A 25,577-nucleotide genomic window follows, 5' to 3' on the forward strand; every position below is an offset into this window, starting at 1 on the left:
GAGATGCAAAAAACGGTTATGTCTCAATCAAAGTGTCACCTATGTGAATGCACTTTTTTGTAACCCATGTGGTTGATCCGTACATGCCCCACCACTTGGTGCCTCGCTGTCGCTCGGCATGCCCGTAATCCGATATTGCTGCGTGGGGCCGCCGCCACCGGCCATCCATGGCCTGAGGCGGCTAAACCGGCATCCCTGCCGGTTTACCCCACACAGCAATATCGAATTCCGGCCGGCGTGGTTTAACGGGGCGCTTCAGATCAAGATCAAGATCAAGAGCAGATGCAGAAGCAGATCAAAAGCAGAGCGAAAACGGCGGTAGCGCCTCGGAATGGTAGGAGCGAACTTGTTCGCGAGACGTCAGCACAGCCAACACAGACGTCGTCTGACACACCGCTTCGCAGCCTTCGGCAGCTCCTACAGAACGTCGGCAAACCCAAGAAAACAGGTCGGCTGTCAGGCCGCCGCGCTTTTGATTTTGATCTGAGGCGCCCCGTTAAATCACGCTGGCCGAACGCGGATTTGAAACCGTGGGTAACCCGGCAGGACGCCGGGTTAGCCGCATTGGGCCATGGATGGCCCGTTGCGGCGGCCCACGGTTTCAGATCTGCGGGCGGGTACACCGAGCGACAGCGAGGTGCCGAGTGATGGGGCAAGAGCCTTTTGGTTACTTTTGGGCTGTTCAAAAGTGACGCGCTGTAAAAGCGCAACCAATATCAGCCGTTACCCAATAATGGATATGTACCCAAAAGCACGAGCACTAAATCAGCACCTCATTCCCCACCCGCACAAACAGGCGAAACCGGCGCAGCGCCGGTTTTCGCCCACTCGACCGGCGTATAGGTGTGCAACGCCAGGGCATGAAACTCGCCCATCAAGCCGCCCAGAATGCCGTAGACCTTCTGGTGCCGCTTGACAGCGTTAAGCCCCTCGAATTGCTCACTGACAATCACAGCCTTGTAGTGAGTCTGCTCGCCACGGCTATGCATATGGCTCTCATCAAGCACTTGCAGATGCAATGGTTGAAACACAGCCAGCGCTGACTCGATTCGCGTTTGCATAGTCATGACGGGCTTCGCTTATCAGGGCTTTTTGGCAGGAGCAGGAGCGGCTTTCTTGGAAGGCTCCAGTTCAGTCGTCATGTCAGCCAGCAGCTTGTTGACGACAGGAACAGCGCTTTCCAGCTTGCCCTGAGTCAATTGAGCGGACTGCTGAGTCAGCTCAGGCATCTTGGTCAGAACCTTCTTGCCCAATGGAGACTGGTAAAACGCAACCAGATCCTTCAACTCACTTTCAGTGAAGTTCGCCGTGTAAAGCTTGACCATATCCGGCTTCAGCTTGTTCCAGCCGATGGCCTGGTCCAAAGCAGCGTTGGCTTTGGCCTGGTAAGTTTCGAGAACGGCTTTTTTAGCCTCTGGTGCTTTGGTTTCGGCGAAACGCTGAGCAAACATCTGTTGTACTTGCATGTACACCGGGGTGCCCAGCTTGTCGGCGTTAGCCAGTTTCAAGAAGGTTTCAGCGCTGGCGTTGTGGCTGGCGGTATCGGCAAGAACCTGGCCGCTGGCACATACCAGAACAGCCGCAGTACAGATGGCGCGAAGACGGGTCATCGAGTTTCCTTTCTAGCAGTCGAGGCAGAACCTCAGGGCCGACCATTCTGCGCCCATGTCTGCTTTTGGCTCAACCCCTGACTGCCCAAGCGGTTAAAAACCACGATCGGGGGAACCCAGATAGGATCATGGAGCCTAAACTGCGCATACAAACTTAAGGAGTGAGTCCAGTGAGCCGCACAGAAACCGATAGCATTGGTCCGATCGACGTTCCCGATGACGCTTACTGGGGAGCTCAGACTCAACGCTCACTGATCAATTTCGCCATTGGCGACGAGCACATGCCGTTGCCGGTGCTGCATGCTCTGGCCCTGATCAAGAAGGCCGCCGCCCGGGTCAATGACCGCAACGGCGACCTGCCTGCAGACATCGCCCGGCTGATCGAACAAGCTGCCAACGAAGTGCTCGCGGGCGAGCTGGACTCGCAATTCCCGCTGGTGGTCTGGCAGACCGGCAGTGGCACCCAGAGCAACATGAACGTCAACGAAGTTATTGCCGGACGGGCCAACGAACTGGCGGGTCAGGGACGTGGCGGCAAGACTCCCGTGCATCCAAACGACCACGTCAACCGCTCGCAAAGCTCCAACGATTGCTTCCCGACAGCCATGCATATCGCGGCTGCGCAGGCCGTCAAAGAACAGCTGTTGCCAGCGATTGCAGAGCTGTCCTCGGGCCTGGCCGAGCAGTCGGCACGCCACATGAAGCTGGTGAAAACCGGGCGCACGCACATGATGGACGCGACGCCGATCACCTTCGGCCAAGAGCTGTCGGCCTATGTTGCACAACTGGATTACGCCGAAAAAGCCATTCGCGCCACCCTCCCCGCGGTCTACGAACTGGCCCAGGGCGGAACGGCAGTCGGCACCGGTTTGAATGCGCCCCATGGTTTCGCTGAAGCAGTGGCTGCAGAGGTGGCCGCGTTGTCCGGTCTGCCGTTTGTGACCGCACCTAACAAATTCGCCGCACTGGCGGGCCACGAACCGTTGATGGCCTTGTCGGGCGCGCTGAAAACTCTGGCCGGGACGCTGATGAAAATCGCCAACGACCTGCGCTTGCTGGGCTCCGGTCCCCGGGCCGGGTTTGCCGAGGTGAAGCTCCCTGCCAATGAACCGGGCAGTTCAATCATGCCAGGCAAGGTCAACCCGACGCAGTGCGAAGCGCTGTCGATGCTGGCCTGTCAGGTGATGGGTAACGACGTCACTATCGGTTTCGCCGCCAGCCAGGGCCATCTGCAATTGAACGTGTTCAAGCCCGTGCTGATTCACAACTTGCTCCAGTCGATTCGCTTGCTGGGTGATGGCTGCCGTAACTTCAACGAGCATTGCGTGGCGGGCATGGAACCCGATGCCGGGAAAATGGCTGAGCATCTTGAGCGTGGCCTGATGCTGGTGACGGCCCTGAACCCGCATATCGGTTATGACAAGTCCGCACAAATCGCCAAAAAAGCCTACAGCGAAGGCCTTACCCTGCGTGAAGCGGCACTCGCACTGGGCTATCTCACCGATGAACAGTTCGACGCCTGGGTGCGACCGGAAAAAATGCTCGAGGCAGGCAGTAATGGTTGAGGCCCGACACGGCGCGACACGGCTGGAAGGTGACGGCAAACGGATTCTGATGATTTTCGGTACGCCGAAAAGCGCCAGCTTCGGCCATGCCTTGGGCGAAGCCTATGCACAAGGTGCCCGCAGCGGCGGGCATGTGGTGCGCATGCTGAAACTGAGCGAACTGGATTTCGACCCGGTGCTGCATAACGGTTATCAGCAAAGTCAGATGCTTGAGCATGACTTGCTGGAAGCCCAGCGCGAGATCCATTGGGCTGAGCATCTGGTGTTTGTCTATCCGGTCTGGTGGGGCGGCTTGCCGAGCCTGCTGACAGGGTTTCTGGACCGGGTGCTGATGCCCGGTTTTGCCTTCAAGAGCCATGGCCGCAAGAGTGCGGCTAACGAATTGCTCAGAGGCCGCACGGCGGAACTGCTGGTCACGATGGACACACCGCCGCGCTACTTCCGATGGGTATATGGTGCCCCGGCACATCGGCAGATGGTCCGCACCGTATTGGCCTTCTGTGGCATCAAGACCAAACGCCTCAGCGAGTTTGCGCCGGTGCAGACTTCGACTGAGGAGCAACGTCAGCAGTGGCTCAAAAAAGCCGAACAGCTCGGTAAACGCTAAACCTGACTCGCCAGCCTGGCTTTGCGCGCGCGCAGGCCAGCCAGCAAAGACGGCCCTAGCGCTACCACCGCCGAACCCACTACTACCAGCACTGCCCCGCCATATCCCAACGCGTTGATATCCTCATGTTTGACGAAATCCGGCCACAGCCAGGCGGCGACGGCAACCGATGCGAAGGTCACTAACGGCGTCAACGCGAGGGTTGCACTGACCCGGGATGCTTCCCAATGGGCCAGCGCTTCAGCAAACGCACCATAGGCAACCAGGGTATTCAGGCAGCATGCCAGCAACAGCCAGCCCTGCACCGGGCTTAGCAGTAATGCTTCCATCGGATGCGCCCAAGGTGTGATCACCAAAGCGCAAAACAGGTAGATCACCATCATCACCTGGAATGAATTCCACACGGTCAACAGTTGCTTCTGGCTCAGGCCATAGAACGTCCAGACTGTCGCCGCCAGGAAAGCAATCAGTACGCCTGTGGTGTATTCGCTCATGGATGTCAGCAGTTCTGCGAGCCGCTGATTGAAGAACAACGTAAAACCGATCAGCAACACCGCCAGACCAAAGCCCTGAGCAATGGTAAAGCGCTCCTTGAACAGGAAAACGCTGCCGATCAGCAGCAGGATCGGCCCCACCTGAATGATCAATTGCGCGGTGCCGGGGCTGAGAATCTGCAGGCCAAGCAGGTACAGGATGTAATTGCCGACCAGACCGAAGACTGCCAGCGCCACGAGGCCTTTACCGCGCATGCCCAGCGCTTTGAAACTGGGCAATTGCCGTTTCGCGGCCAGCCAGATGAACAACAACATCCCCGATACCATCAGCCGAAACCAGGTCACTGTGACCGGGTCCATCACCTGCAGAACCTGCTTGAGCTTGATCGGCAGAATGCCCCACAGGAACGCGGTAACCAGCGCCAGACAAAGGCCATAGACCCAGCGGCCAGAAGAAATATGCATTAAGAAGAAGTCCCGGATATAAAGCAGGGAGACAGTCTAGGCCCTACGAGCCTGACGACACAGTTACAGTTGCGCAGTGAGAACGCTGACAAGTGTTTTAGTCAGCCTCGACCTGGCGCGGTTCAACGTGATTACGCTGGTAGGTTTCGTCGCCCATGGCTGCGATCTGCTGGTCGATCAGCGCCTCAAAGGGCACTAGCAAGGGCGCGAATGAACGCGGGGCCTCAATAATCTGCAAGGCGCAGGTGATCGCTTCCAGTGTCGAAAGCGCGTCCGGCCCCGGTGCTTTTCGCAGGCGGTAGCGCGATTCAGGAGCATTGGCCAGCGTCACTCGCGGCAGCGCGGCCAGCTCCGGATTCAGATGCAACAGCTTGCGCGCCTTGCGCCAGGTTCCGTCCGGGACCACCAATAGAATCGGCAGACTGTCCACTGGCTGCGCCACCAGATTCTGCGCGCCCTCCCCCGGGAACAATAGACGCGGTCGATAGCCCGGCGGATTGAGCAACGCGTGCAAATCCTCGAAAACCTCACCCACTACCGACTGGGAATTATTCAGTCCTAGCGCCGCCAACCGCGCGGTATTCAGCGCATGGTTCACTTCACTGGGATGCTGCAGGATCAGAACACGGGTGCGGCTGTCCAGCTGTGGGATCAGTGAGCACAGGCAATGGCTTTCGGGACGCAGACAACGTTCGCAGCGCGGGCGGGACATCGGTGTTCCTCAGATCGGGTTGAGTTGCGCTTTGAGCAAGTCGCGGAAAGTCTGGATCAACGGCTCACGACTACGTCCGCGCCGCACGATCATGGAGAACGGTGCCTGATAGCCAAACGTTGCTGGTAGCAGAACACGTAGATGACCAGAGTCCACCCAGGATTGCGCGTAGTGCTCAGGCAAGTAACCGATGTAAGCGCCCGACAGCACCAGAATCAATTGCGCCTCCATGCTTTCCACGGTGGCAGCGCTGTGCTTGAAACCGTGCCGGGCCAGCTCTGCCTGGCTCCAGTAACCGCGCCCGACCATCCGTTGCTGGGCGATGACAGGCTCAGGGATACGCCGTTCGGTAAACAACGGGTGGCGATTACTGCAATACAGCCAGTGCTGCTCGCGATACAACGGCTGGTAAAGCAAGCCGTTCATGCGTGTGGAAAACGAACCAATGGCCAGATCCAGACGGTTATCCAGCACGCCCAGTTGCAACTCGTAAGGGCTCATCACTGAAAGATGCAAATGCACGGCGGGATGTTCGGCGCTGTACGCACCGATCACTTCGGCAAACGGCAAAGCCCGATCGCTGACGGTGGAGTCCAGCACACCGAGGTTCAGGGTGCCGCGCAGTTCACCCTTGAGCGCTGCGGCGTAGAGCTCGAAGCCTTCAAGCTCGCCGAGCAGGCGCAAAGTTTCCTGATGGAACAGCTCTCCCTTGCTGGTCAGGCTGAAACCGCCCCGGCCTCGATGACACAAGACGATGCCCAGCGCGGCTTCAAGTTGGCTCATATAAGTACTGATCGCCGAGGTCGACAGGTTCAATTCCTGTTGCGCACTGGCAAAGCCTTGATGACGCACCACACTGGCGAAAATCCGCAGGAGTTTGAGATCGGGTAAAGCGCTGGGCATGGAGGGGTCCGGTAGAAAATCAAAATGTAATCACAACCCCTGTGGGAGCGAATTCATTCGCGAAAGGGCCATTGCAGACAATGAAAAAGTGTCGTCTGGCAAAACGCCTTCGCGAATGAATTCGCTCCCACAGACAGCGTTAGGGCGATGCTTTCGCGCTGTTACGAGACCCGCAGCTTAGCCCAAAACCGCTTTAGTTCTGAAATTCCTGAACTAAGTATTTCGCCCCAGCGATTGTTCCTCGCCCCCATGCTTCGCAAAATCGGCCCATTGAAACCAACGCTGAGGCATTCTCGTGGACAAGATTTTTCACCAGCCACTGGGCGGCAACGAAATGCCGCGCTTCGCCGGTATCGCCACCATGATGCGCTTGCCGCATTTGCAAACCGCAGCTGGTCTGGATGCTGCATTTGTCGGGGTTCCCCTGGATATTGGCACCTCTCTGCGCGCCGGCACCCGCTTCGGTCCTCGCGAAATCCGCGCCGAATCGGTGATGATCCGTCCCTACAACATGGCCACCGGCGCTGCGCCGTTTGACTCGCTGTCCGTCGCAGACATTGGCGATGTTGCCATCAACACGTTCAATCTTCTGGATGCCGTGCGCATCATCGAAGAGGCCTACGACGAAATCCTCGGCCACGACGTGATCCCTCTGACACTGGGTGGCGACCACACCATCACCCTGCCCATCCTGCGGGCCATCCACAAGAAGCACGGCAAGGTCGGTCTGGTGCATATCGACGCCCACGCCGACGTCAACGACCACATGTTTGGCGAAAAGATTGCCCACGGCACCACGTTCCGCCGTGCCGTTGAAGAGGGTCTGCTGGACTGTGACCGCGTTGTGCAGATTGGCCTGCGCGCCCAGGGTTACACCGCCGAAGACTTCAACTGGAGCCGCAAACAGGGTTTCCGCGTGGTCCAGGCCGAGGAATGCTGGCACAAGTCACTCGCGCCTTTGATGGCTGAAGTGCGGGAGAAAGTCGGCGACGGCCCGGTTTATCTGAGTTTCGACATCGATGGCATCGACCCGGCCTGGGCACCTGGTACCGGCACCCCGGAAATCGGCGGGCTGACCACGATTCAAGCCATCGAGATCATTCGTGGCTGCCAGGGTCTGGATCTGATCGGTTGTGATCTGGTGGAAGTCTCGCCGCCCTACGACACCACAGGTAACACCTCGTTATTAGGTGCCAACCTGCTTTATGAAATGCTCTGTGTTTTACCGGGCGTTGCTCATCGCTGAGCTGTATCTCTGCGCAAAAAGGATGCCTCAGGGCATCCTTTTTTATTTCCCGTGAACACGACAGATGGCGAGGATATTGGCGAATATGAGCTAGCCTTAAAGGCATAGCCGAATGGACACTCCCCTTGTTTTACGGAAGTCAGGGCTGATCCTCCAACGACAGAACAGGGGATTATCATGGATCGTGACGAAGTGCGAAGGTACGTCGAGGGAGCCCTTGGGGTGATCCTCGTCGACAAATCAGTGATTAGAGAGAGCCGAACTCTCGAAGACCTTGTTCTTGACGAAGAAGACATTGATGAGCTTTTCAAGAAGCTTCACGAATCTGGAATCAACGTCAAGAAACGGGAAAAAGAGGAAGCGTTGAAGCACCCCGAAAGCACAACAGTGATGGCGTTGATTGATCACATCTTTGTGAGCTTGCAGAAATGACAGCGTGTCGTGTTACTCAACGGAAAACACGCTTTCGGGCAGTTTCAGGTAATCAAGACCTGAACGCTACGACGACGGGACGCGGTCGCGTCCCGGGAGGGATGGCGCGGTACTGACTACCGACGCTGAGGCTGACGGCGCCGTTTGTCATCGGTGCGCACCGGTACAGGTTGCAATTTAGGGCGCTCGATCAAACCCAGAGCAACCCCGAGATCATGAAGCCAATCTTGCAATTTAGTGTCCATATAGCCCCCCTTCAGGGAAATACTTAACGGCTGGTTCTCAAGCCGCTTGTTACTAATAAATAGTAGTGCCGAATCACACTTTACGCCTGCTCACGCAGTCTTGCGGAAAAACATCTTTCACGATGTGTTCAATGTGACATTTCTTGTGTCGATGCCGCGTATTTATGCGACAGACGGTGACACCGCGCAGCCCTTCTCGCACGGTAGGAGCGAACTTGTTCGCGAGGCGTCATGCCTGAAACACCGCGCAGCCCCTATCGCCAACAAGTTGCCTCCTACCCGAACAACCTGACACCCCACACCCGGTAGGAGCGAACTTGTTCGCGAGGCGTCAGGCCTGAAACACCGCGCAGCCCCTATCGCCAACAAGTTGCCTCCTACCCGAACAACCTGACACCACACCACCCGGTAGGAGCGAACTTGTTCGCGAGGCGTCATGCCTGAACACCGCGCAGCCCCTATCGCCAACAAGTTGGCTCCCACCCGAACAACCTGACACCACACCACCCGGTAGGAGCGAACTTGTTCGCGAGGCGTCATGCCTGAACACCGCGCAGCCCCTATCGCCAACAAGTTGCCTCCTACCCGAACAACCTGACACCCCGCCACCCGGCAGGAGCGAACTTGTTCGCGAGGCGTCAGGCCTGAACACCGCGCAGCCCCTTCTCGCCAACAAGTTGGCTCCCACCCGAACAACCTGACAACGCGCCACCCGGCAGGAGCGAACTGTTCGCGAGGCGTCAGGCCTGAAACACCGCGCAGCCCCTTCTCGCCAACAAGTTGGCTCCCACCCGAACAACCTGACACCGCGCCACCCGGCAGGAGCGAACTTGTTCGCGAGGCCTCATGCCTGAAACACCGCGCAGCCCCTATCGCCAACAAGTTGCCTCCTACCCGAACAACCTGACACCCCGCCACCCGGCAGGAGCGAACTTGTTCGCGAGGCGTCATGTCTGAAACACCGCGCAGCCCCTATCGCCAACAAGTTGCCTCCTACCCGAACAACCACACCCCGCCACCCGGTAGGAGCGAACTTGTTCGCGAGGCGATTCAACTGGCAAACCACGTAGTCCTTCTCGCTAACAATCGGGAGGCATTCCGACGATGAACGATGACGAGGTCAGCCAAGAACAAACCCGTCCATCACTCCGGCAGCTGCACCAGCCCCTCATCATCGGTCATTGCCTTCTCCAGCAAGTCAGCAGGCAGGTTCTTGCTGGCCCGGGCGCCGAGTAGTTTGAGCTGTTCACTGCGGCTTACCAGGTTGCCGCGCCCGTCAGTCAGTTTGTTGCGGGCGGCGCTATAAGCCTTATCCAGTTGCTGCAGGCGACTGCCGACTTCATCCAGATCCTGAATGAACAACACGAACTTGTCATACAGCCAACCGGCACGCTCGGCGATTTCCCGGGCGTTCTGGCTTTGACGCTCCTGTTTCCACAAACTGTCGATAACCCGCAAGGTAGCCAGCAAGGTGGTCGGGCTGACGATCACGATGTTGCGATCAAAAGCTTCCTGAAACAGATTTGGCTCAGCTTGCAGGGCCGCAGAAAAGGCAGCCTCTATAGGCACAAACAGCAGAACGAAATCCAGGCTGTGCAGCCCTTCAAGACGCTTGTAATCCTTGCCGGACAAGCCTTTGACATGATTACGCAGCGAAAGCACATGCTGCTTCAGGGCGGTCTGACCGATCACATCGTCGTCGGCACTAATGTACTGCTGATAGGCCGTCAGGCTGACCTTGGCATCCACTACCACTTGCTTATCGCCGGGCAACATGATCAGCACATCAGGCTGAAAGCGCTCGCCGTCCGGTCCCTTCAGGCTGACCTGGGTCTGATATTCGCGCCCCTTTTCAAGACCGGCATGCTCAAGCACACGCTCAAGAATCAGCTCACCCCAGTTGCCTTGGGTTTTCTGCCCTTTGAGTGCGCGTGTCAGATTGGTCGCTTCATCGCTGAGTCGCAGATTGAGCTGCTGCAGCCGCTCCAGCTCTTTGCCCAGGGAGAAACGCTCACGGGCTTCAGCCTGATAACTCTCCTCCACACGTTTTTCGAATGACTGAATGCGCTCTTTAAGAGGATCAAGCAACTGGCCGAGCTGCTGCTGGCTGGTCTCGGCAAAACGCTGTTCGCGCTCATCAAAAATCTTGCTGGCCATTTCCGCGAACTGAGCCCGCAGCTCATCCCGGGAACTCTGCAGATCGTTCAGGCGTTGCTGATGATTTTCCTGTTGTTCGCGAAGCTCGGCAGTCAATGCAGCGCATTGCACATCCAGACGGCGCAATTCGGCTTCTTTATTAGTGCGCTCATGGTGCCAGTCCTGGGCAGCGGCCTGGGCGTTATCGCGCTCATGGCGCAGCAACTCGACTTCACGACGCGTTGCGGCCAGATCAGCTTGCTTGACGGAGTTGGCCTGACTCAGATCACTGATCTCATCACGGCAGGCATCCAGCTGCGCATTCAATCCGTCCTGAGCCATTTGTGCAGTGCTCAGTCGCTCGTCGAGCAGCGCGGTGTCCGCTTGTTGCTGAGTCAGTTTGCGCTGCAGCTGCCAGGCCAAAACCAATAGTGGCAACGCCGCTGCACCTAGCCCAAGAAGCAGGCTGTTCAAATCCATTGCCATAGGGACTCCAGGATGCCGGATTCATGCAGCATTATGCGCGATGCAGCGTGTGCGTCAGCAGCGGATTGCGTGTGCGCTTAACTGAGGTCCAGTTGACCGAGTAGATGCCGGGCGTCCTGCGAGCCCTTGGCCGAAGCCAGTTCCAGCCAGTGGCGGGCCTTTTGCGGCTCGTTGATAGGCGCTTGAGCGCACAGTCGGCCGTATTCGAATTGAGCACTGCAGTCTCCGGCGCGAGCCGCCTGCCGCAACAGTTCATGACCCATGCGACGGTCGCGGGTGTTGCCGCAATCCCGGCAGAGCATTTGCCCCAGTCGGCTCTGCGCAACCACCACACCGCTGCGCGCAGGTTGTTTGAGCAGACGGCCGGCGAAGTGTTTGACGCTGGGCTTTTGATTCAAGCGCGGATTATCCAGCAACCATAACGCGACGCGCAGAGAGAGACGTGCAGGTTCGCGGGCTACAGCTTGAGATTCGTGCGATGGATCAGGACGAGACTTCATAAACACAACGGGGGCAAATCAGGAGGCGCGCAACTCTACACTTTTTCTCGCAGAGGTAAAGGGGCAGAACGCTAAAGGCGCGTCGTAGAGCCAGCGCTCGGGACAATCCACAGAAGCTGTGGATAACTCAGTGGACAACCGCCCCTCGTGCCCCGCAAACGCAGACAGAATGCGGCCTGCGCTCAAACTGACGATTTTTTCACCAGCAAAAAAATTTGATGTTTTTCATTGACTTAATAATTCGCCACGCTAAATCAAGCCCTTACAAGCGCATATGACAGTGATGTGGCAGCAATTTGCGCCAATGTGCACAAGTCAATCTCAGGTCGCGATTATTTTCTGAAAACGGCGCTTTAAACCGCTCACAACTGCAAGCGAATCTCAACTGGAACAGTAACTTGAGCGGATCCAGCGACGAACGGCGCCCTTCTCTGTATGTTTTTTCACCAGCACCCTTCCAATGCCCTGACAACTCCGTTAACATCGTCGCCGTTAGTACCAAGCTGAAAGTCAATTTTTTGGTCGAAAAAGTCCCCCGGCAAACTTTCTTCAAAACGTAAGGAAGTTGCTGACAACAAGGGATCGACCACCTCGATGGTTTCCAGACATGGCCTGCATGCCGACTACCCGCAGACGGGAGTGGTAGTGCAATCATCCATGGCCTGACCGAACCAGCCTGCAATTGATCAGGATCTGCACCCAGAGCGTCGAACCTTTGCTCTTGTTGTGTTGCCTGCCCTCCTAAGTACCTACCGGTCAGCCCGAGCGCCATACGATAAAGTGCGCTTCAACTGGCTGCTTTTGTTCCAGACAGGTTCTTCGCCCAGCCATATCCTGCCGATCAGGATCGCCCGCGTTTACTGGAACGTTTATTTTTGCACGGTAATGTTCCGTGTCGTTTTAGGAAACACCTTAATAATGACTACTCATCATCAGACTCAACACGCTATCCATACACTGACCAACGCTTTTGCCCCAATGAACTGCCTGATCATGGCCGCTCGCAAAGGCTGCTTCAGCTTCACCCTGGTCAACGAACACGGCATCGCTCGCCACACCGAGCGTCTGTACCCCGATCAGTACTCCAGCGCAGAGCCGCTGCAGGCCGTGATCGAGCGTACTCGTCAGGCCCTCATCGCCTGATACGCCGCTCGTTTTCGCAGGAATAAAAAAGCCCCGCCTTTCAAAGCGGGGCTTTTTTTCGCCTCGATATTACCCAAACCTTCTATCGCCAAGGGCTATATGAGAACCGACGACTGACAGGAATTAACCTGAAAACAATCCTTTACACGCGAAATATGACACTACACTTCAACTCAGGCGATCACGATCGCTTCCGACGGGCCTGATTCTATTGTCGCTGCCACACGTCCGGGCCCGCCGGTCACTTTTCCCCGAGGATGTCATGGGAATCGATGCCAGAGATTTATCCCGCCACGTAATTCGGCCCACCTTGTTGTATCTGGACCGGCACAGCCCGCGCGCCGAATCGTTCCTGCTCGCCGTCGCCGCCAGTCAATCAGATCTGGGCGCTGCACTGGACAGCCGCCGCGGGCATGGCCTGTACAGCATATCCGAAGGCTGTCACCGGCAGCTCTGGGACAACTATCTAGCGCTCGACCCTGAACTGGCCAGCCTGGTTCGCGGCCTGGCCAGTCAGCATGCTTTTCTCACAGGGCCGCACCTGGAACTGACCGTCAACCTGCGTTACGCCACCGCCATCGCCTGGTTGATGGTCGAAGCTCAAGGTTCTTGCCTGCCCGCCGACGAAGATCCCCGCGTAATGGCCAAAATATGGCGCGAAATATTTCAGCCCCAAGGCCGTTTACGCGATTTCATGAGTGCCTGGCAACGCTGTGTAACACCACTTTCGCACCCGGCTTGAATGACTTTCGAGCAAATCACGATAAAAACAGATCGCGACATTTTTCGCGGATTGTCCTACAAAAAACGCTCTAGATCAGGCCATTCGGACTATGGCGCAATCTGAGAAATGTTGGTAATTTTCGCGCGGTGATCAACAAGGAGTTCTAATAATGAAAAAAGTAATGCTCAAGACCACACTCGGCCTCACTGTTAGCCTGGCTGCCTCCCAACTCTTCGCTGCTGGTTTTGCCATCAACGAACAAAGCATCAGCGGTATGGGGACCGGTTTTGCGGGCCGTTCCTCTTCTGCCGATGATGCAAGCACCGTATTCGGCAACCCTGCCGGTATGTCCCGTCTCAAGCGCGAACAAGTCAGCGTTGGCGCAGCAGCAATAATCGCCAAGACCGATATTGATAACGCCAGCAGCTCTTTTGGCGGCAGCAATGATGGCGATATGGTACCAGTCGTCGGAGTTCCGATGGGCTATTACGTCAAGCCGATCGATGATCACTGGGCATTTGGCGTTGGGGTTTACGTTCCATTTGGTCTGGTCACTGACTACGAAAGCGGCTTCGCCGGTCGTTACTTTGCTGACAAGAGCCACGTTCAAGTCGTCACCTTTCAGCCGACTATCAGCTACGCATTCAACGACAAGGTTTCCATCGGTTTTGGTCCGACGATCAACCGTATTGACGGTGAGCTGACCTCCAGCGCCCTCAACCCGGTTACCGGCCCGGTCAATGACGGCAAGGTAAAGGTCAAGGGTGACGACACCGCGCTGGGCTTCAACGTCGGCATTCTGGTGCAAGCCACTGACAGCACTCGCATTGGCGCAACCTACCACTCCAAAGTTAAGTACAAGCTGGACGGCGATACCAAAATCTCTGGTCCCAACTTCGGTCCGTTCAACGGCCAGAAGTACGACGCCTCGCTGGATCTGACTACTCCTGAATCCGTCGACTTCTCGGTTACCCATGAGCTTGACGCAAACTGGACACTTTATGCGGGCAGTACCTGGACTCGCTGGAGTCGCCTGGAAAGCATCGACGTAAAAAACAGCGGCGTCCCTGGCCCTCTGACCCCAACCATTGGCACCATCTCCGAGCCTCAGAACTGGCATGACACCTGGGCCCATGCCATCGGTGCATCCTACAAGGTCAACAAAGAGTGGACCTTGCGCACCGGCTTCTCGGTGGATCAATCGCCAACCAATAATGAAAACCGCTCGCCGCGCATCCCTACCGGTGATCGCAAAGCGATCAGCTTCGGCGCTGGCTGGAGTCCAAACGACAACCTGACTATCGACGTCGCTTACTCGTATCTGCGCGAAGATGAAGCGAAGATCCGTGATTCCAGCGCTACGAAAGGCACCTACAACGCGGACTTCCGCAACACCGCTCACGGTGTGGGCAGCTCGATCACCTACCGCTTCTGATCCATCGACCACAACGGGCTGACCCAGCCGTTTGCAAGCCAACAAAAAGCCCCGCAATCAGCAATGGTTGCGGGGCTTTTTCGTTACGACTGAATCAAGGTTTGGAGGCGATAGCCTTTTCCACGGCAGCAATCAGCTCCGGGTCATCCGGCGTGGTCATGCTGGAGAAGCTGGCGACCACATTGCCTTTACGATCCACCACGTACTTGTAGAAATTCCAGCGCGGCGCGTTGCTCTGCTCGGCCAGCACTTTGAACAAGTGAGTAGCATCGTCGCCTCTGACGGGTTGCGGCTCGGTCATGGTGAAGGTCACGCCGTAATTGACGTAGCAAACCTTGGCGGTTTCTTCGCCATCCTTGGACTCTTGTTTGAAGTCGTTGGACGGCACGCCGAGCACTTCGAGGCCCTCCCCCTTGAAGCGCTGATTCAATGCTTCCAGGCTTTTGAACTGGGGAGCGAAACCACAGAAGCTGGCGGTATTGACCACCAGCATTGGCTTGCCGGCGAATCGCTCGCACAGGTTGATATTTTCCTTGGCGCGCAACTTGGGCAACTCGCCTTGCAACAGCGCCGGGCAATCAGCGGCCATGGCAGTGCCACCTAAAGCGAACATGAGAACCGGCAGAGCAATCCAGCGAATGTGCATAAGGCATCCCGAGCGCCCGTGCGGCGCAGTCATAGTTGTCTATGGGACAAACTAACCCGCGCCCGGCTAAATGCCTAGAGGCAAGCGCCCATGCCCAACTGCAAAGCGGCGAGCCCAACGTTTTGCCAGGCCCACCAGATCAGCGCCAGCGTCAGAGCGCCAGCCATACCCGCGCCCCAGAACCACCATCTGCTCATGCTGCTTGCGCCTGCAATCGGGTAACCGGGCGTTCACGCACCGGCCAGTTCAACCCCGCCGCCAACAGGCTCAAGAGTATCGACACTTGCCAGATCAAGTCGTAATTCCCGGTCCGGTCATACACAACACCTCCCAGCCAACCGCCGAGGAAAGCACCCAGTTGATGGAACAGGAACACGATACCACCGAGCATCGACAGGTTACGCACGCCGAACAAGGTCGCGACGGTGCCGTTGGTCAGCGGGACGGTGGACAGCCACAGCAAGCCCATGGCCACGCCAAACAGATAGGCAGAGGTTTCACTGAGCGGCAGCGTGATGAACAACACAATCACCACCGCGCGGAGCAAATAGAGCACGGTCAGCAGACGCGGCTTGGACATGCGCCCGCCCAGCCAGCCTGCGGTATAAGTGCCGAAAATGTTGAACAAACCGATCAGCGCCAGCACTGTGGTGCCGACTTTGGCGGGTAAATGCTGATCCACCAGATAGGCAGGCAAGTGCACGCCGATGAACACCACTTGAAAACCGCAAACGAAAAACCCTAGCGCCAGTAGCCAGAAGCCCGAGTGCGAACAGGCTTCCTTCAATGCTTCGCTCAGGGTTTGCTCGCCACCGACCAGCGGCGTCGGGCTGTCCCTGAGCATCATCACCAGCGGCAGAATCAGTGCCACCAGCACGCCAAGTACCAGCAAAGCGCTGGACCACCCCAGCCAGCCAATCAGGCCCAGCGTGCCGGGCAGCATGGCGAACTGACCGAAAGACCCTGCGGCACTGGCGATCCCCATGCCCATGCTGCGTTTTTCGGCGGGCAGCGCACGGCCGACCACGCCCAGAATCACCGAGAACGACGTGCCTGACAGGCCAATGCCGATCAATAAGCCAGCGCTCAATGACAAGCTGAGAGGCGTGTCAGCCATGCTCATCAGCATCAGGCCGATGGCATAGAGAACGCCACCGATGAACACCACTTTCGCTGCGCCGAAGCGGTCGGCCAACGCACCCGCGAACGGCTGCGCCAGGCCCCACATCAGGTTCTGAAAGGCGATCGCGAACGCAAACACCTCACGCCCCCAGCCAAAGTCTGCACTCATGGGAGCGAGGAACAAACCAAAGCCATGCCGCGTACCCAGCGACAGCGCCAGAATCAACGCGCTGCCTAGCAGGATCCAGCCACTGGTACGCCAGACGGATGTCATTGTTGTTCTCCCGCTTGCACACTCAAGAAAAATTACGTGGATATACCCGTAACAGAATGTGTGAAAGCTACGCGGTGGGGGATGGGGGTGTCAATCTGATCGGGCTGTCGATGCGAATCTTGCAGACGCCGCCTCTTATCCATGACACCGCGCTGTCTCGCGGCATACATAGGATCTGTAGGAGCTGCCGAAGGCTGCGATAGCGGTGTGTCAGGAAGGATGCATCGCAGCCTTCGGCAGCTCCTACAATGACCTTGGTGAATCAGGCCAATACCATCGCCAATAGCACCGTAACCTCCAGCAACTCCAGCAATGCACCCGCCGTGTCTCCGGTGGTGCCACCCAGGCGCTTGAGCATCAAATGACGCAGCCAGAAGAAACAGACGGCCGCCGCAGTCAAAGCGTAAAAACCGGATAAACCGGCAACCAGCACACAGCCTACTGCGCAGACCAACAGCACCTGTTTACCCGCCGAGCGCGGCAAATGGTCGGCCAGCGCCTGCCCCAACCCGCCAGCTCTGACGTAAGGCGTGCACAGAAACAGACCGAGCATGGCGCTGCGACCCAGCACCGGTGCGAGCAGCAGTGCTAGGGAGTTCTGACTCTCAATCAACGCCAGCAGCGCAGTGAATTTAAGCAGCAGCACCAGAATCAGTGTGACCACCGCTATGGGTCCGCTGCGGGGATCTTTCATGATGGTCAAGGTGCGTTCGCGGTCGCCAAAACCACCGAGCCAGGCATCGGCGCTGTCGGCAAGGCCGTCCAGATGCAGTCCGCCGCTGAGCAACACCCACGCGGTCAGCAGCAATGCAGCATGGAGCATGACAGGCGCGTCGCTGAGCAGCGTATTCAAGCCCAACAACAACACACCGAACAGCACGCCCACCAGCGGATAAAACAGCACCGAACGCCCCAGCTCCTCGGGCTTGGGCATGCCGGGCAACGTGACGGGCAAACTGCTGAGGAACTGCAGGGCGATCCAGAACGGCAACATGTCAGGCTTCCTCGCTATCGAACCCACAACTCAAATTGGAACGCTGCCACTGTAGGAGTGAGCTTGCTCGCGATAGCGTCAGGCCAGACGTTAATTTCTCAACAGGTCTACCGCTATCGCGAGCAATGTGGATCGCCACCCCGGTCACTCCTACAGATTCAATGCTGATCGCGAGAACGCGCGGTGCCATGGGCAAGGAGCGCGCTCTTATCGAACAAACTGCAATCCTCGAGATTGCCCTTTACAGGCCATCGGTCGTTTTCAACACACCACCAGCGGCAACAGTAATCGCCAACAACGCCCCGTGCCCGACCGTGACTTGCAGCAATTGCTCACGAGGCAAGCCACGGGCGTTTGCCAGCAACAGGCGCATGACACCTCCATGGCTGATCAACAACACACGTTCGCCCGCATGGGCTTGATGCAGTTTTTTGACAGCAGCTAAAACCCTTGCCGAAAACTCGATCACGGGTTCGCCATTGGGTGGCGTGAAACCGTAAGGATCGTTCCAGAACAGGCCCAGACCTTCGGCATCGGTTTCCATCAACTGCGCGGCGCTGTGCCCTTCCCAAGCGCCGAAATGCAATTCCTGCAAGCCTGGCTCCAGGCTCAGCGGCAATGCAAGACGCTCGGCCAGTTCTTCAGCAAAGCGCGCGCAACGCTGCAATGGAGAACTGACGATTCGATCCCATGGACCGGCTTCAGCCACCGCGGCACGCATCTGCGCCCAGCCGGTGTCGGTCAAGGCATCATCCAGGCTGCCACGCATGCCGCCGCCCAGCTCGGTCTCACCGTGACGCAACATATCAAGATGCAAGATCATGCGGGACGATCTGCCACTGCGGCTTCAGCGAACGTCGCCATGCCGTTGTGCAGTTGGCAGGCCAGACGCACCAGCGGCACCGCCAAGGCTGCGCCGCTGCCTTCGCCAAGCCGCATGCCCAGATCCAGAAGCGGCTCGGCTTGTAATGTCTCCAACAGATGGCGATGGCCCGGCTCAGCGCCGCGATGACCGAACAGCAGCCAGTCACGGCAGCCAGGGTTCAGACGTACGGCGACCAGTGCCGCGACGCTGCAAATGAAACCGTCCACCAGCACGGTAATGCCTTCCTGAGCACAGGCCAGGTACGCGCCCACCAGCGCCGCAATTTCAAAGCCGCCCAGACAAAACAGGCTCTGCAAAGGATCGCCAGCCTGCTCGACATGCAGCTTCAATGCTCGCTCGATAACGTCTGTCTTGTGGCTGATGCCCGCCGCATTCAAACCGGTGCCCGGTCCGACCAGCAATTGCGCGGCGCACTCAAGTAACGAACAGGCCACGGCACTGGCCGCCGCGGTATTGCCGATGCCCATCTCACCACCGACAAATAGTTCGGTACCCACCGCCTTGGCCCGCAACACACTGTCGCGCCCGGCCTGCAATGCCAGCAGGCCTTGCTCTTGAGTCATTGCCGGAGCTTTGGCGAAGTTCGCAGTACCGGCACCGATGCGCAGGTGGCGTACGCCCGGCAGATCCAATGGGCTGACAGTGCCCAGGTCCACCACGTCCAGTTGCGCCGACAATTGCTGAGCAAGCACGCTGATTGCAGCCCCGCCGGTCACGAAGTTATGCAGCATCTGGCCGGTGACTTCCTGCGGGTAAGCTGACACGCCTTCCGCAACAACACCGTGGTCACCGGCAAAAATAGCGATCCACACCGCGTCGACTTTAGGTTTCACCCGACCCTGCAGACCGGCCAACTGCACCGCGACGCGCTCCAGTTGCCCAAGAGAGCCGGTGGGTTTGGTCAACTGCTGCTGCCGCGCCAGCGCTTCTTCCCGGACCGGAATGTTGATCGCCTGGGCGGGCTCAAGCCACCACGAGTTACTCATAATGCGGATCCTTTCAAGGTCAGTGGCAAACCGGCAACGGTCAGCACCACGCGCTGGCAACGCTCAGCCAGAGCCTGATGCAGCAGGCCCGCTTCATCGACATAACGACGAGTCAGCTCACCGAGGGGCACCACGCCCAGCCCGGTTTCGTTACTGACAAAAATGATTTCGCCCGGCAATTGCGCCAGACAGTCGAGCAACGCCTGACGCTCTTGCGCCAGACGCTCGGTGTTTTCAAGCATCAGCAAATTGGTCAGCCACAGCGTCAGGCAATCCACCAGCAAGCAGCGCTCGGCACTGGCGTTGTTCTGAAGAACACGCGCCAGCTCGATGGGTTCTTCAATCAAGCCCCAAGTGTCAGGCCGACGCTCGCGGTGCAGGGCGACGCGCTGATTCAGTTCGCCATCCACGGGTTGGCTGGTGGCGATATAAATCACCTCCAGACCTGAGCCACTGGCGAGGCTTTCGGCCAGCTTGCTCTTGCCGGAGCGTGCGCCACCGAGGATTAGTTGCTGCATGTGAGCCTGCCTCGTTTATTCGTCGTTGGAGCGAGGCTTGCCCGCGAATGGGCCGACCCGGTGTCACAGGCCCACCGCGTCATCGTTATTCGCGGGCAAGCCTCGCTCCAGCAAATATCGCCGCGCTTTGTCATTTCAACCCACACAACTCGCGCAGCAACGTGCCATCCAGATGGTTCTCAACCAGATCCGCCAGCCGCTCGATGTCGCGCTCGCGCAGTGCGTGGTAATCCACTTGCTGCACGTCCTGCAAACCAGCCCAGCGCAGTAGTGCGCTGCATGCCTCAGGGGTTTCGAACAGCCCGTGCAGGTAAGTGCCGAAGATCTGGCCGTCAGCACTTTGCGCTCCGTCGCAGCGGTCATCGTCCAGTAGCACGGCCGGATTTTCCAGGGCTGAGCCGGTGGTTACGCCAGCATGGATTTCATAGCCACTGACCCGTACGCCTTCCAGCGACAGACGCCCTTTCACGTTGCGCAGCTGCTTCTCTTCTTCGAGCAACGTGCTCATCGCCAGTAAACCAAGACCGGCGCTGGAACCCGGCGCGCCTTCGAGGCCCAGCGGATCATGCAACTGCTCACCGAGCATCTGCAAACCACCGCAAATCCCCAGCAACTTGCCACCATAACGCAGGTGTCGGGCGATAGCGCTGTCCCAACCATTAGCGCGCAGATACGCCATGTCGCTGCGCACGCTTTTCGAGCCGGGCAGGATGATCAGGTCAGCCGAGGGAATAGCCTGTCCCGGCCCGATGAATTGCAGATTGACCTGCGGATGCAGGCGCAGCGGATCGAAATCGGTGTGGTTGCTGATCCTCGGCAGGATCGGCACTACCACGTTGAGCACTTGCTCGACCTTATCGGTCTGGCGCTGATCGAGACCGTCTTCGGCCTCAAGATGCAGGTCCATCACGTAAGGCAGCACGCCAACCACAGGTTTGCCGGTCCGTGCTTCGAGCCAGTCCAGACCTGGCTGCAGCAGCGCGATGTCGCCACGAAAACGATTGATGATGAAGCCCTTGACCCGCGCCTGCTCGCTGGGCGAAAGCAATTCCAGCGTGCCGACCAAATGGGCGAAAACACCGCCACGGTTGATATCGGCAATCAGCAACACCGGGCAATCCACCGCTTCGGCGAAGCCCATGTTGGCGATGTCGTTGGCGCGCAGATTGATCTCGGCAGGCGAGCCAGCACCTTCGACCATTATTACCGGATAGGTCTGGCCCAGCCGCTCGTGGGATTCCAGTACCGCTTTCATGGCGATTTCTTTATAGCCGTGATACGCCACCGCATTCATGGTGGTAACGGCGCGACCATGAATAATCACTTGCGCGCCGGTGTCGCTGTTGGGCTTGAGCAATACCGGATTCATGTCGGTATGCGGCTGCAACCCGCAAGCCTGGGCCTGCACCGCTTGGGCGCGACCGATTTCGCCGCCGTCCGCCGTGACCGCGCTGTTGAGCGCCATGTTCTGTGGTTTGAACGGCACGACGGCGACACCCTGGCGGGTCAGCCAGCGGCACAGCGCCGTCACCAGCGTGCTCTTCCCCGCGTCGGACGTGGTGCCTTGCACCATCAACGTGGTCATGGCTGCTCCTGGCTTGGCAGGCTGTGGTTGAACTCGACCAGCGCTTTCTCAAGACGCTGCCAGTGGGCTTCAGTGTCCGGCAGGCCGAAGCGCAGACTGCATTCGAGCGGGTTATCGCTGACGAACAAGCGCAACAGAATGCCGCGTCGGGCACAGAACTCGTGCAGCGACTCGGCGTGCGGGGTGATCACCCGTTGAAACAGCGCGCAGCCGCCGTCCGGCTTTAGCCCGTGGCGAGTCAGTACCTGCACAAGACGCTCGCTGGCCTGATCGGTGCGGGCACGTTGCGCAAGGTGACCCTGAACATCTTTCAGGCACGCTTCGCCGATAATTCGCGTGGGGCCGCTCACGGTCCAGGGGCCGATTTCCTGAGCCAGTGATTTGAGTAAATTTGGCTCAGCCAGGACAAATCCCAACCGCACACCGGCAAGCCCGAAGAATTTGCCAAACGAGCGCAGCACGACCAGACCGGCGAGGCCGGTGTGGGCCGCAAGGCTCAAAGCCGGCGTGTTATCCATAAAGGCTTCATCGACCACCAGCCAGCCGCCCCGCTCCGCCAGTCGCCCATGCCACTTCAACAAGCATTCCTGGGTGAGCATCAGGCCGGTCGGGTTATTCGGATTAACCACGACCAGTACGTCGAGGCTGTCGAGGAAGTAATCCACTTCATGCTCAAGCACTTCGCGCACCAGAAAGCCCGCGCTGCGCCAGGCGTGAGCGTGCTCGGCATAACAAGGCGACAACACGCCCACCTTACCGGCAGTGCGCAAACGCGGCAGGGCCTGAATCGCAGCTTGGGATCCGGCAACCGGTAAAGCGCGCGCTGCGCCGTAATAAGCACAGGCGGCTTGCTCCAGACCATCATCGGCTTCGGGCAGGCGATGCCAGGCGGCGGCCGGAATCGATGGAATCGGGAAGGCCCAGGGTGCAATGCCCGTGGACAAGTCCAGCCAGTCAGCTTCATCAATGCCGTACTGTCTGGCTGCCCTGCGCAGGCGGCCGCCATGTTCAAGCATAAAATTCGGCTCCAATGCACAACACCAACAACCATAACCACACACCGCGCTGCACCAGTTGCCAGCCGCGATCAATGGAATTAGCGTCAGCGGGCACACCCTCACCCAACTGCGGACGCTGATGCAGCTCGCCGTGATAGATCGCGGCACCGCCCAGTTCGACACCCAGCGCACCCGCGCCCGCGGCCATGACCGGCCCGGCGTTGGGGCTGTCCCACGTCGGGCCTTGGGTGCGCCAGCAGCGCAGGGCCAGACGGGTTTTGCCCAGCAACGCGTACGTCAGCGCCACCAGCCTTGCAGGAATATAGTTGAGGACGTCATCAATCCTCGCCGCCGCCCAGCCGAAACGCTCAAAACGCTCGTTGCGATAACCCCACATAGCGTCCAGCGTGTTACTCAATCGATACAGGACCACGCCGGGCGCACCGGCAACGGCAAACCAGAACAGTGCAGCGAACACCGCATCGCTGCCGTTCTCCAGCACCGATTCAGTGGCCGCGCGGGCGACTTCAGTGGCGTCCAGCTCCGAGGTCTGGCGACTGACCAGATAGCCGACGCGACGCCTCGCTTCTTCAATGTCATCCGAGCGCAGCGCCTGCGCCACCGGCTCAACGTGCTCACCCAGACTGCGTAAACCCAGCGCGCAATACAGCGCAAGGATTTCCACCAGCCAGCCAATGTAAGGCAGCCAGCTCAATGCGGTCGCCAGCAGGGTCAGCGGGATGACCGCAATAAACCAGGCCGTGACGCCATGACTGCGCCAGCCGCGACCGGCCGAATTGAAGCGCTGCTCGATCCGGTCAGCGTAACGACCGAACGCGACCAATGGATGAGCGCGCTTCGGCTCGCCCAGCAACGCATCCAGCGCCACCCCGGCAACACTTAACAGCGCCACACTCATTGACCGACTCCCCATTGGTTTTCAAACAGCATTTCGTTCAGCGGGCGCTCTTTGCCCCAGCCTTCCATGACCAGCATCGGCACCGGATAGAACTCGGTCACCGGCCCCAGGCACAGAATCGCCAGCGGTTTTGCGCCCTCGGGCATGCCCAGCAAGTCAGCCAGGGCCTGTGGTTCAAACAGCGAGACCCAGCCCATGCCCAATCCTTCGGCACGCGCTGCCAGCCACATGTTCTGGATGGCGCAGGACAACGACGCCAGGTCCATTTCCGGCAACGTGCGGCGGCCGAAAATGTGTTTTTCACGATCATCCATCAGCGCGGCAACCAGGACTTCTGCACAGTCGTTGATGCCTTCCACTTTGAGCTTCATGAAGTCATCGGCGCGCTCGCCCAGCGCTTCGGCGGTACGAATCCGTTCGGCTTCAACCTGTGCCTGAATACTCGCGCGCAAAGCCCGGTCGGTGATGCGGATAAACCGCCATGGCTGCATCAGGCCCACACTGGGTGCCTGATGCGCTGCTTCGAGCAAACGCGTCAGCAACTCGGGCGCTACGCTGCCACCGCTGAAATGCCGCATGTCACGTCGCTCGGCAATAGCGCGATAGACCGCAGCACGCTCTTCGGCGCTGTACGCTTGATCACTCATGGTTTGAAAAGCGCCGCAATCGCCTGGGGATTGGAAGGGAAATAGAAGTGCACATAGGACGCCGTCATGCGCCCGTCGCGATAGACCGCCTCCGCGCCGCGCCCACCGTTGGGGCTCAAGCCCCGGGCAATTGGCTGCAACTCGGTGCTGGTCAACGAATGGTGATAAGTGTGGCCGCGCAGTTCGCCTTCGGGCAATGCGACGTTTTGTAGCGCCAGGGCCGCCAGACGCTTCTGCATCACAGCCTCGCCTGCCAGCAAGCCCACCAGCTCAACCCGCAACCCGTCGACATCGGTCAAGGCATCCAGCAGATACAACATGCCGCCGCACTCCGCCAGCAACGGTTTGCCCGCTTGATGGTGTTCGCGGATTGCGGTCAGCATCGGCGTATTCTGGCTCAATGCAACGTGATGCAGCTCGGGGTAACCGCCGGGCAGATACAGACTGTCCGCCTGGGGCAAAACGCTGTCGCGGATTGGCGAGAAGAACACCAGTTCGGCGCCCATTGCCCGCAACAAGTCCAGACTCGCGCCATAGGTAAAGGCGAACGCCTCATCGTGAGCGATGGCGATGCGCACGCCTTCAAGCAGCGGCTCGGCTGGAATAATTTCCGGAGCAGCGAAGGTCACGGCGGGCGGCAAAGCCACTTCGCAGGTGCTGGCCAGGGCATCAGCCGCTGAGTCCAGACGCAGGTCCAGGTCATTCAGCTCGCTGGCTTGTACCAACCCGAGATGACGGCTTGGCAATTCAATCCCGGTTTCCCGTGACAACGCGCCGTACCAGCGCAAACCTTCGGTCAGGCTGCCTTCCAGCAATTGCGCATGACGCACAGTGCCGACGCGGTTGGCCAACACACCGGCGAACGGCAGGTCCGGCTGATAGCGCGCCAGCCCCAGGGCCAATGCGCCAAAGGTCTGGGCCATGGCCGTACCGTCGATCACGCCCAGTACCGGCACACCGAAATGACGAGCCAGATCAGCGCTGGACGGTGTACCGTCAAACAAGCCCATCACGCCTTCAATCAGAATCAGATCAGCCTCACCCGCGGCTTGCCACAAAAGGCGACGACTTTCATCAGCACCGACCATCCACAGGTCGAGCTGATAGACCGGCGCACCGCTGGCGCGCTCAAGAATCATCGGGTCGAGAAAGTCCGGCCCACACTTGAACACGCGAACCTTGCGGCCCTGATTGCGATGCAGACGAGCCAATGCGGCGGTGACGGTGGTTTTACCCTGACCCGAAGCGGGCGCGGCGATCAATACCGCCGGACAGTGACGCGGCTCGCTCATGACAGTG

At 58.6% G+C, this 25,577-nt stretch carries 27 protein-coding genes; 7 read left to right on the forward strand and 20 right to left on the reverse strand.

Going from position 1 to position 25,577, the window contains the following annotated elements; all coding sequences use genetic code 11:
- Positions 1–773: 773 nt before the first annotated feature.
- Both AO242_RS23770 and AO242_RS23775 read right to left on the reverse strand, forming a co-directional pair.
- Positions 774–1,067 (reverse strand): BolA family protein, encoded by a 294-nt coding sequence (locus AO242_RS23770; RefSeq protein WP_095094864.1) that lies wholly within the window; start codon positions 1,065–1,067, stop codon positions 774–776.
- Between the two features lie 15 nt (positions 1,068–1,082).
- Positions 1,083–1,610 carry a DUF2059 domain-containing protein gene (locus AO242_RS23775; RefSeq protein WP_027902054.1) on the reverse strand — a complete coding sequence of 176 codons (528 nt, stop codon included), beginning with the start codon at positions 1,608–1,610 and terminating at the stop codon, positions 1,083–1,085.
- Positions 1,611–1,780: 170 nt separating this feature from the next.
- Here AO242_RS23775 and AO242_RS23780 point away from each other — a divergent pair, with 170 nt between their 5' ends.
- Both AO242_RS23780 and AO242_RS23785 read left to right on the forward strand, forming a co-directional pair.
- Positions 1,781–3,175, forward strand: coding sequence for a class II fumarate hydratase (locus AO242_RS23780; protein ID WP_099270607.1), 1,395 nt, complete (start codon positions 1,781–1,783; stop codon positions 3,173–3,175).
- Positions 3,168–3,782 carry an NAD(P)H-dependent oxidoreductase gene (locus tag AO242_RS23785; protein ID WP_027902056.1) on the forward strand — a complete coding sequence of 205 codons (615 nt, stop codon included), beginning with the start codon at positions 3,168–3,170 and terminating at the stop codon, positions 3,780–3,782. Before AO242_RS23780 ends, AO242_RS23785 begins: the two co-directional genes overlap by 8 nt.
- Here AO242_RS23785 and AO242_RS23790 read toward each other — a convergent pair.
- The 3 genes from AO242_RS23790 to AO242_RS23800 all read right to left on the reverse strand — a co-directional run bounded on the left by AO242_RS23790 (position 3,779) and on the right by AO242_RS23800 (position 6,356).
- Complete coding sequence (locus AO242_RS23790) at positions 3,779–4,741, reverse strand: DMT family transporter (protein ID WP_099270608.1); 963 nt, start codon at positions 4,739–4,741, stop codon at positions 3,779–3,781. The two genes, AO242_RS23785 and AO242_RS23790, sit on opposite strands and share 4 nt — an antisense overlap.
- 97 nt (positions 4,742–4,838) lie before the next feature.
- Entirely contained in the window at positions 4,839–5,453 is a 615-nt protein-coding gene (locus tag AO242_RS23795) for a tRNA-uridine aminocarboxypropyltransferase (RefSeq protein WP_099270609.1), read from the reverse strand.
- Positions 5,454–5,462: 9 nt separating this feature from the next.
- Positions 5,463–6,356: a LysR family transcriptional regulator gene (locus AO242_RS23800; RefSeq protein ID WP_027902059.1), complete on the reverse strand. Its 894-nt coding sequence runs from the start codon at positions 6,354–6,356 to the stop codon at positions 5,463–5,465.
- Positions 6,357–6,651: 295 nt separating this feature from the next.
- Here AO242_RS23800 and speB point away from each other — a divergent pair, with 295 nt between their 5' ends.
- The gene (gene speB / locus AO242_RS23805) at positions 6,652–7,602 is read left to right on the forward strand and encodes an agmatinase (protein ID WP_099270610.1); all 951 of its coding nucleotides are present in this window, start codon (positions 6,652–6,654) and stop codon (positions 7,600–7,602) included.
- Positions 7,603–7,779: 177 nt separating this feature from the next.
- Positions 7,780–8,034, forward strand: a complete 255-nt coding sequence (locus AO242_RS23810) for a hypothetical protein (protein ID WP_099270611.1) — start codon at positions 7,780–7,782, stop codon at positions 8,032–8,034.
- A gap of 116 nt (positions 8,035–8,150) precedes the next feature.
- Here AO242_RS23810 and AO242_RS29985 read toward each other — a convergent pair whose 3' ends face one another.
- The 3 genes from AO242_RS29985 to AO242_RS23820 form a co-directional block, all read right to left on the reverse strand.
- Complete coding sequence (locus AO242_RS29985; RefSeq protein ID WP_264760712.1) at positions 8,151–8,279, reverse strand: PA1414 family protein; 129 nt, start codon at positions 8,277–8,279, stop codon at positions 8,151–8,153.
- A 1,143-nt stretch (positions 8,280–9,422) separates the two neighbouring features.
- Positions 9,423–10,787, reverse strand: coding sequence for a DNA recombination protein RmuC (gene rmuC, locus AO242_RS23815; RefSeq protein ID WP_161628611.1), 1,365 nt, complete (start codon positions 10,785–10,787; stop codon positions 9,423–9,425).
- Positions 10,788–10,978: 191 nt separating this feature from the next.
- Positions 10,979–11,401 (reverse strand): tetratricopeptide repeat protein, encoded by a 423-nt coding sequence (locus AO242_RS23820; protein WP_099270613.1) that lies wholly within the window; start codon positions 11,399–11,401, stop codon positions 10,979–10,981.
- Positions 11,402–12,319: 918 nt separating this feature from the next.
- Between AO242_RS23820 and AO242_RS23825 the strand changes: the two genes are divergently transcribed.
- From AO242_RS23825 to AO242_RS23835, 3 genes are all read left to right on the forward strand, one after another.
- Complete coding sequence (locus AO242_RS23825; protein WP_027902063.1) at positions 12,320–12,544, forward strand: hypothetical protein; 225 nt, start codon at positions 12,320–12,322, stop codon at positions 12,542–12,544.
- 262 nt (positions 12,545–12,806) lie between these two features.
- Positions 12,807–13,286: a hypothetical protein gene (locus AO242_RS23830; RefSeq protein WP_099270614.1), complete on the forward strand. Its 480-nt coding sequence runs from the start codon at positions 12,807–12,809 to the stop codon at positions 13,284–13,286.
- A gap of 151 nt (positions 13,287–13,437) precedes the next feature.
- On the forward strand, positions 13,438–14,703 hold the full coding sequence (locus AO242_RS23835) for an OmpP1/FadL family transporter (protein WP_099270615.1): 1,266 nt from the start codon (positions 13,438–13,440) through the stop codon (positions 14,701–14,703).
- Positions 14,704–14,797: 94 nt separating this feature from the next.
- On the opposite strand, the gene AO242_RS23840 is transcribed toward AO242_RS23835, so the two are convergent.
- The 12 genes from AO242_RS23840 to AO242_RS23895 all read right to left on the reverse strand — a co-directional run bounded on the left by AO242_RS23840 (position 14,798) and on the right by AO242_RS23895 (position 25,570).
- On the reverse strand, positions 14,798–15,349 hold the full coding sequence (locus tag AO242_RS23840) for a glutathione peroxidase (RefSeq protein WP_027902066.1): 552 nt from the start codon (positions 15,347–15,349) through the stop codon (positions 14,798–14,800).
- 74 nt (positions 15,350–15,423) lie between these two features.
- Positions 15,424–15,546: a hypothetical protein gene (locus AO242_RS29860; RefSeq protein WP_255877355.1), complete on the reverse strand. Its 123-nt coding sequence runs from the start codon at positions 15,544–15,546 to the stop codon at positions 15,424–15,426.
- Complete coding sequence (locus AO242_RS23845; RefSeq protein WP_099270616.1) at positions 15,543–16,745, reverse strand: MFS transporter; 1,203 nt, start codon at positions 16,743–16,745, stop codon at positions 15,543–15,545. The genes AO242_RS29860 and AO242_RS23845 overlap by 4 nt, the downstream gene beginning before the upstream one ends.
- Positions 16,746–17,007: 262 nt before the next feature.
- Complete coding sequence (locus AO242_RS23850) at positions 17,008–17,739, reverse strand: adenosylcobinamide-GDP ribazoletransferase (RefSeq protein ID WP_099270617.1); 732 nt, start codon at positions 17,737–17,739, stop codon at positions 17,008–17,010.
- Between the two features lie 241 nt (positions 17,740–17,980).
- Positions 17,981–18,562, reverse strand: a complete 582-nt coding sequence (gene cobC / locus AO242_RS23855) for an alpha-ribazole phosphatase family protein (protein WP_099270618.1) — start codon at positions 18,560–18,562, stop codon at positions 17,981–17,983.
- A complete protein-coding gene (cobT, locus tag AO242_RS23860) occupies positions 18,559–19,611 on the reverse strand; it encodes a nicotinate-nucleotide--dimethylbenzimidazole phosphoribosyltransferase (RefSeq protein ID WP_099270619.1) in 1,053 nt (350 codons plus the stop codon). Before cobT ends, cobC begins: the two co-directional genes overlap by 4 nt.
- The gene (gene cobU / locus AO242_RS23865) at positions 19,608–20,129 is read right to left on the reverse strand and encodes a bifunctional adenosylcobinamide kinase/adenosylcobinamide-phosphate guanylyltransferase (RefSeq protein WP_099270620.1); all 522 of its coding nucleotides are present in this window, start codon (positions 20,127–20,129) and stop codon (positions 19,608–19,610) included. The genes cobT and cobU overlap by 4 nt, the downstream gene beginning before the upstream one ends.
- Positions 20,130–20,259: 130 nt before the next feature.
- Positions 20,260–21,714, reverse strand: coding sequence for a cobyric acid synthase (locus tag AO242_RS23875; protein WP_099270621.1), 1,455 nt, complete (start codon positions 21,712–21,714; stop codon positions 20,260–20,262).
- Positions 21,711–22,730, reverse strand: a complete 1,020-nt coding sequence (cobD, locus tag AO242_RS23880; protein ID WP_099270622.1) for a threonine-phosphate decarboxylase CobD — start codon at positions 22,728–22,730, stop codon at positions 21,711–21,713. The genes AO242_RS23875 and cobD overlap by 4 nt, the downstream gene beginning before the upstream one ends.
- The gene (gene cbiB, locus AO242_RS23885; protein WP_027902074.1) at positions 22,723–23,631 is read right to left on the reverse strand and encodes an adenosylcobinamide-phosphate synthase CbiB; all 909 of its coding nucleotides are present in this window, start codon (positions 23,629–23,631) and stop codon (positions 22,723–22,725) included. Before cbiB ends, cobD begins: the two co-directional genes overlap by 8 nt.
- Complete coding sequence (gene bluB, locus AO242_RS23890) at positions 23,628–24,278, reverse strand: 5,6-dimethylbenzimidazole synthase (protein ID WP_099270623.1); 651 nt, start codon at positions 24,276–24,278, stop codon at positions 23,628–23,630. The genes cbiB and bluB overlap by 4 nt, the downstream gene beginning before the upstream one ends.
- Entirely contained in the window at positions 24,275–25,570 is a 1,296-nt protein-coding gene (locus AO242_RS23895; protein WP_099270624.1) for a cobyrinate a,c-diamide synthase, read from the reverse strand. The genes bluB and AO242_RS23895 overlap by 4 nt, the downstream gene beginning before the upstream one ends.
- Between the last annotated feature and the right edge of the window lie 7 nt (positions 25,571–25,577).

Origin of the sequence: Pseudomonas sp. ICMP 561 (assembly GCF_002699985.1) — a bacterium.
Lineage (GTDB): Bacteria > Pseudomonadota > Gammaproteobacteria > Pseudomonadales > Pseudomonadaceae > Aquipseudomonas > Aquipseudomonas quasicaspiana.

What these genes read in the sequence shown, in the direction of transcription:
- cobC (WP_099270618.1), bottom strand. Translation starts at nt 18,562, where the DNA reads ATGATCTTGCATCTTGATATGTTGCGTCACGGTGAGACCGAGCTGGGC.
- bluB (WP_099270623.1), bottom strand. Translation starts at nt 24,278, where the DNA reads ATGAGTGATCAAGCGTACAGCGCCGAAGAGCGTGCTGCGGTCTATCGC.
- AO242_RS23785 (WP_027902056.1), top strand. Translation starts at nt 3,168, where the DNA reads ATGGTTGAGGCCCGACACGGCGCGACACGGCTGGAAGGTGACGGCAAA.
- AO242_RS23895 (WP_099270624.1), bottom strand. Translation starts at nt 25,570, where the DNA reads ATGAGCGAGCCGCGTCACTGTCCGGCGGTATTGATCGCCGCGCCCGCT.
- cobU (WP_099270620.1), bottom strand. Translation starts at nt 20,129, where the DNA reads ATGCAGCAACTAATCCTCGGTGGCGCACGCTCCGGCAAGAGCAAGCTG.
- AO242_RS29985 (WP_264760712.1), bottom strand. Translation starts at nt 8,279, where the DNA reads ATGGACACTAAATTGCAAGATTGGCTTCATGATCTCGGGGTTGCTCTG.
- AO242_RS23775 (WP_027902054.1), bottom strand. Translation starts at nt 1,610, where the DNA reads ATGACCCGTCTTCGCGCCATCTGTACTGCGGCTGTTCTGGTATGTGCC.
- AO242_RS23825 (WP_027902063.1), top strand. Translation starts at nt 12,320, where the DNA reads ATGACTACTCATCATCAGACTCAACACGCTATCCATACACTGACCAAC.
- AO242_RS23845 (WP_099270616.1), bottom strand. Translation starts at nt 16,745, where the DNA reads ATGACATCCGTCTGGCGTACCAGTGGCTGGATCCTGCTAGGCAGCGCG.
- AO242_RS23830 (WP_099270614.1), top strand. Translation starts at nt 12,807, where the DNA reads ATGGGAATCGATGCCAGAGATTTATCCCGCCACGTAATTCGGCCCACC.
- AO242_RS23810 (WP_099270611.1), top strand. Translation starts at nt 7,780, where the DNA reads ATGGATCGTGACGAAGTGCGAAGGTACGTCGAGGGAGCCCTTGGGGTG.
- cobD (WP_099270622.1), bottom strand. Translation starts at nt 22,730, where the DNA reads ATGCTTGAACATGGCGGCCGCCTGCGCAGGGCAGCCAGACAGTACGGC.
- cbiB (WP_027902074.1), bottom strand. Translation starts at nt 23,631, where the DNA reads ATGAGTGTGGCGCTGTTAAGTGTTGCCGGGGTGGCGCTGGATGCGTTG.
- cobT (WP_099270619.1), bottom strand. Translation starts at nt 19,611, where the DNA reads ATGAGTAACTCGTGGTGGCTTGAGCCCGCCCAGGCGATCAACATTCCG.
- AO242_RS23770 (WP_095094864.1), bottom strand. Translation starts at nt 1,067, where the DNA reads ATGACTATGCAAACGCGAATCGAGTCAGCGCTGGCTGTGTTTCAACCA.
- AO242_RS23875 (WP_099270621.1), bottom strand. Translation starts at nt 21,714, where the DNA reads ATGACCACGTTGATGGTGCAAGGCACCACGTCCGACGCGGGGAAGAGC.
- AO242_RS29860 (WP_255877355.1), bottom strand. Translation starts at nt 15,546, where the DNA reads ATGAGCAGATGGTGGTTCTGGGGCGCGGGTATGGCTGGCGCTCTGACG.
- AO242_RS23850 (WP_099270617.1), bottom strand. Translation starts at nt 17,739, where the DNA reads ATGTTGCCGTTCTGGATCGCCCTGCAGTTCCTCAGCAGTTTGCCCGTC.
- AO242_RS23795 (WP_099270609.1), bottom strand. Translation starts at nt 5,453, where the DNA reads ATGTCCCGCCCGCGCTGCGAACGTTGTCTGCGTCCCGAAAGCCATTGC.
- AO242_RS23790 (WP_099270608.1), bottom strand. Translation starts at nt 4,741, where the DNA reads ATGCATATTTCTTCTGGCCGCTGGGTCTATGGCCTTTGTCTGGCGCTG.
- AO242_RS23840 (WP_027902066.1), bottom strand. Translation starts at nt 15,349, where the DNA reads ATGCACATTCGCTGGATTGCTCTGCCGGTTCTCATGTTCGCTTTAGGT.
- AO242_RS23820 (WP_099270613.1), bottom strand. Translation starts at nt 11,401, where the DNA reads ATGAAGTCTCGTCCTGATCCATCGCACGAATCTCAAGCTGTAGCCCGC.
- AO242_RS23800 (WP_027902059.1), bottom strand. Translation starts at nt 6,356, where the DNA reads ATGCCCAGCGCTTTACCCGATCTCAAACTCCTGCGGATTTTCGCCAGT.
- AO242_RS23835 (WP_099270615.1), top strand. Translation starts at nt 13,438, where the DNA reads ATGAAAAAAGTAATGCTCAAGACCACACTCGGCCTCACTGTTAGCCTG.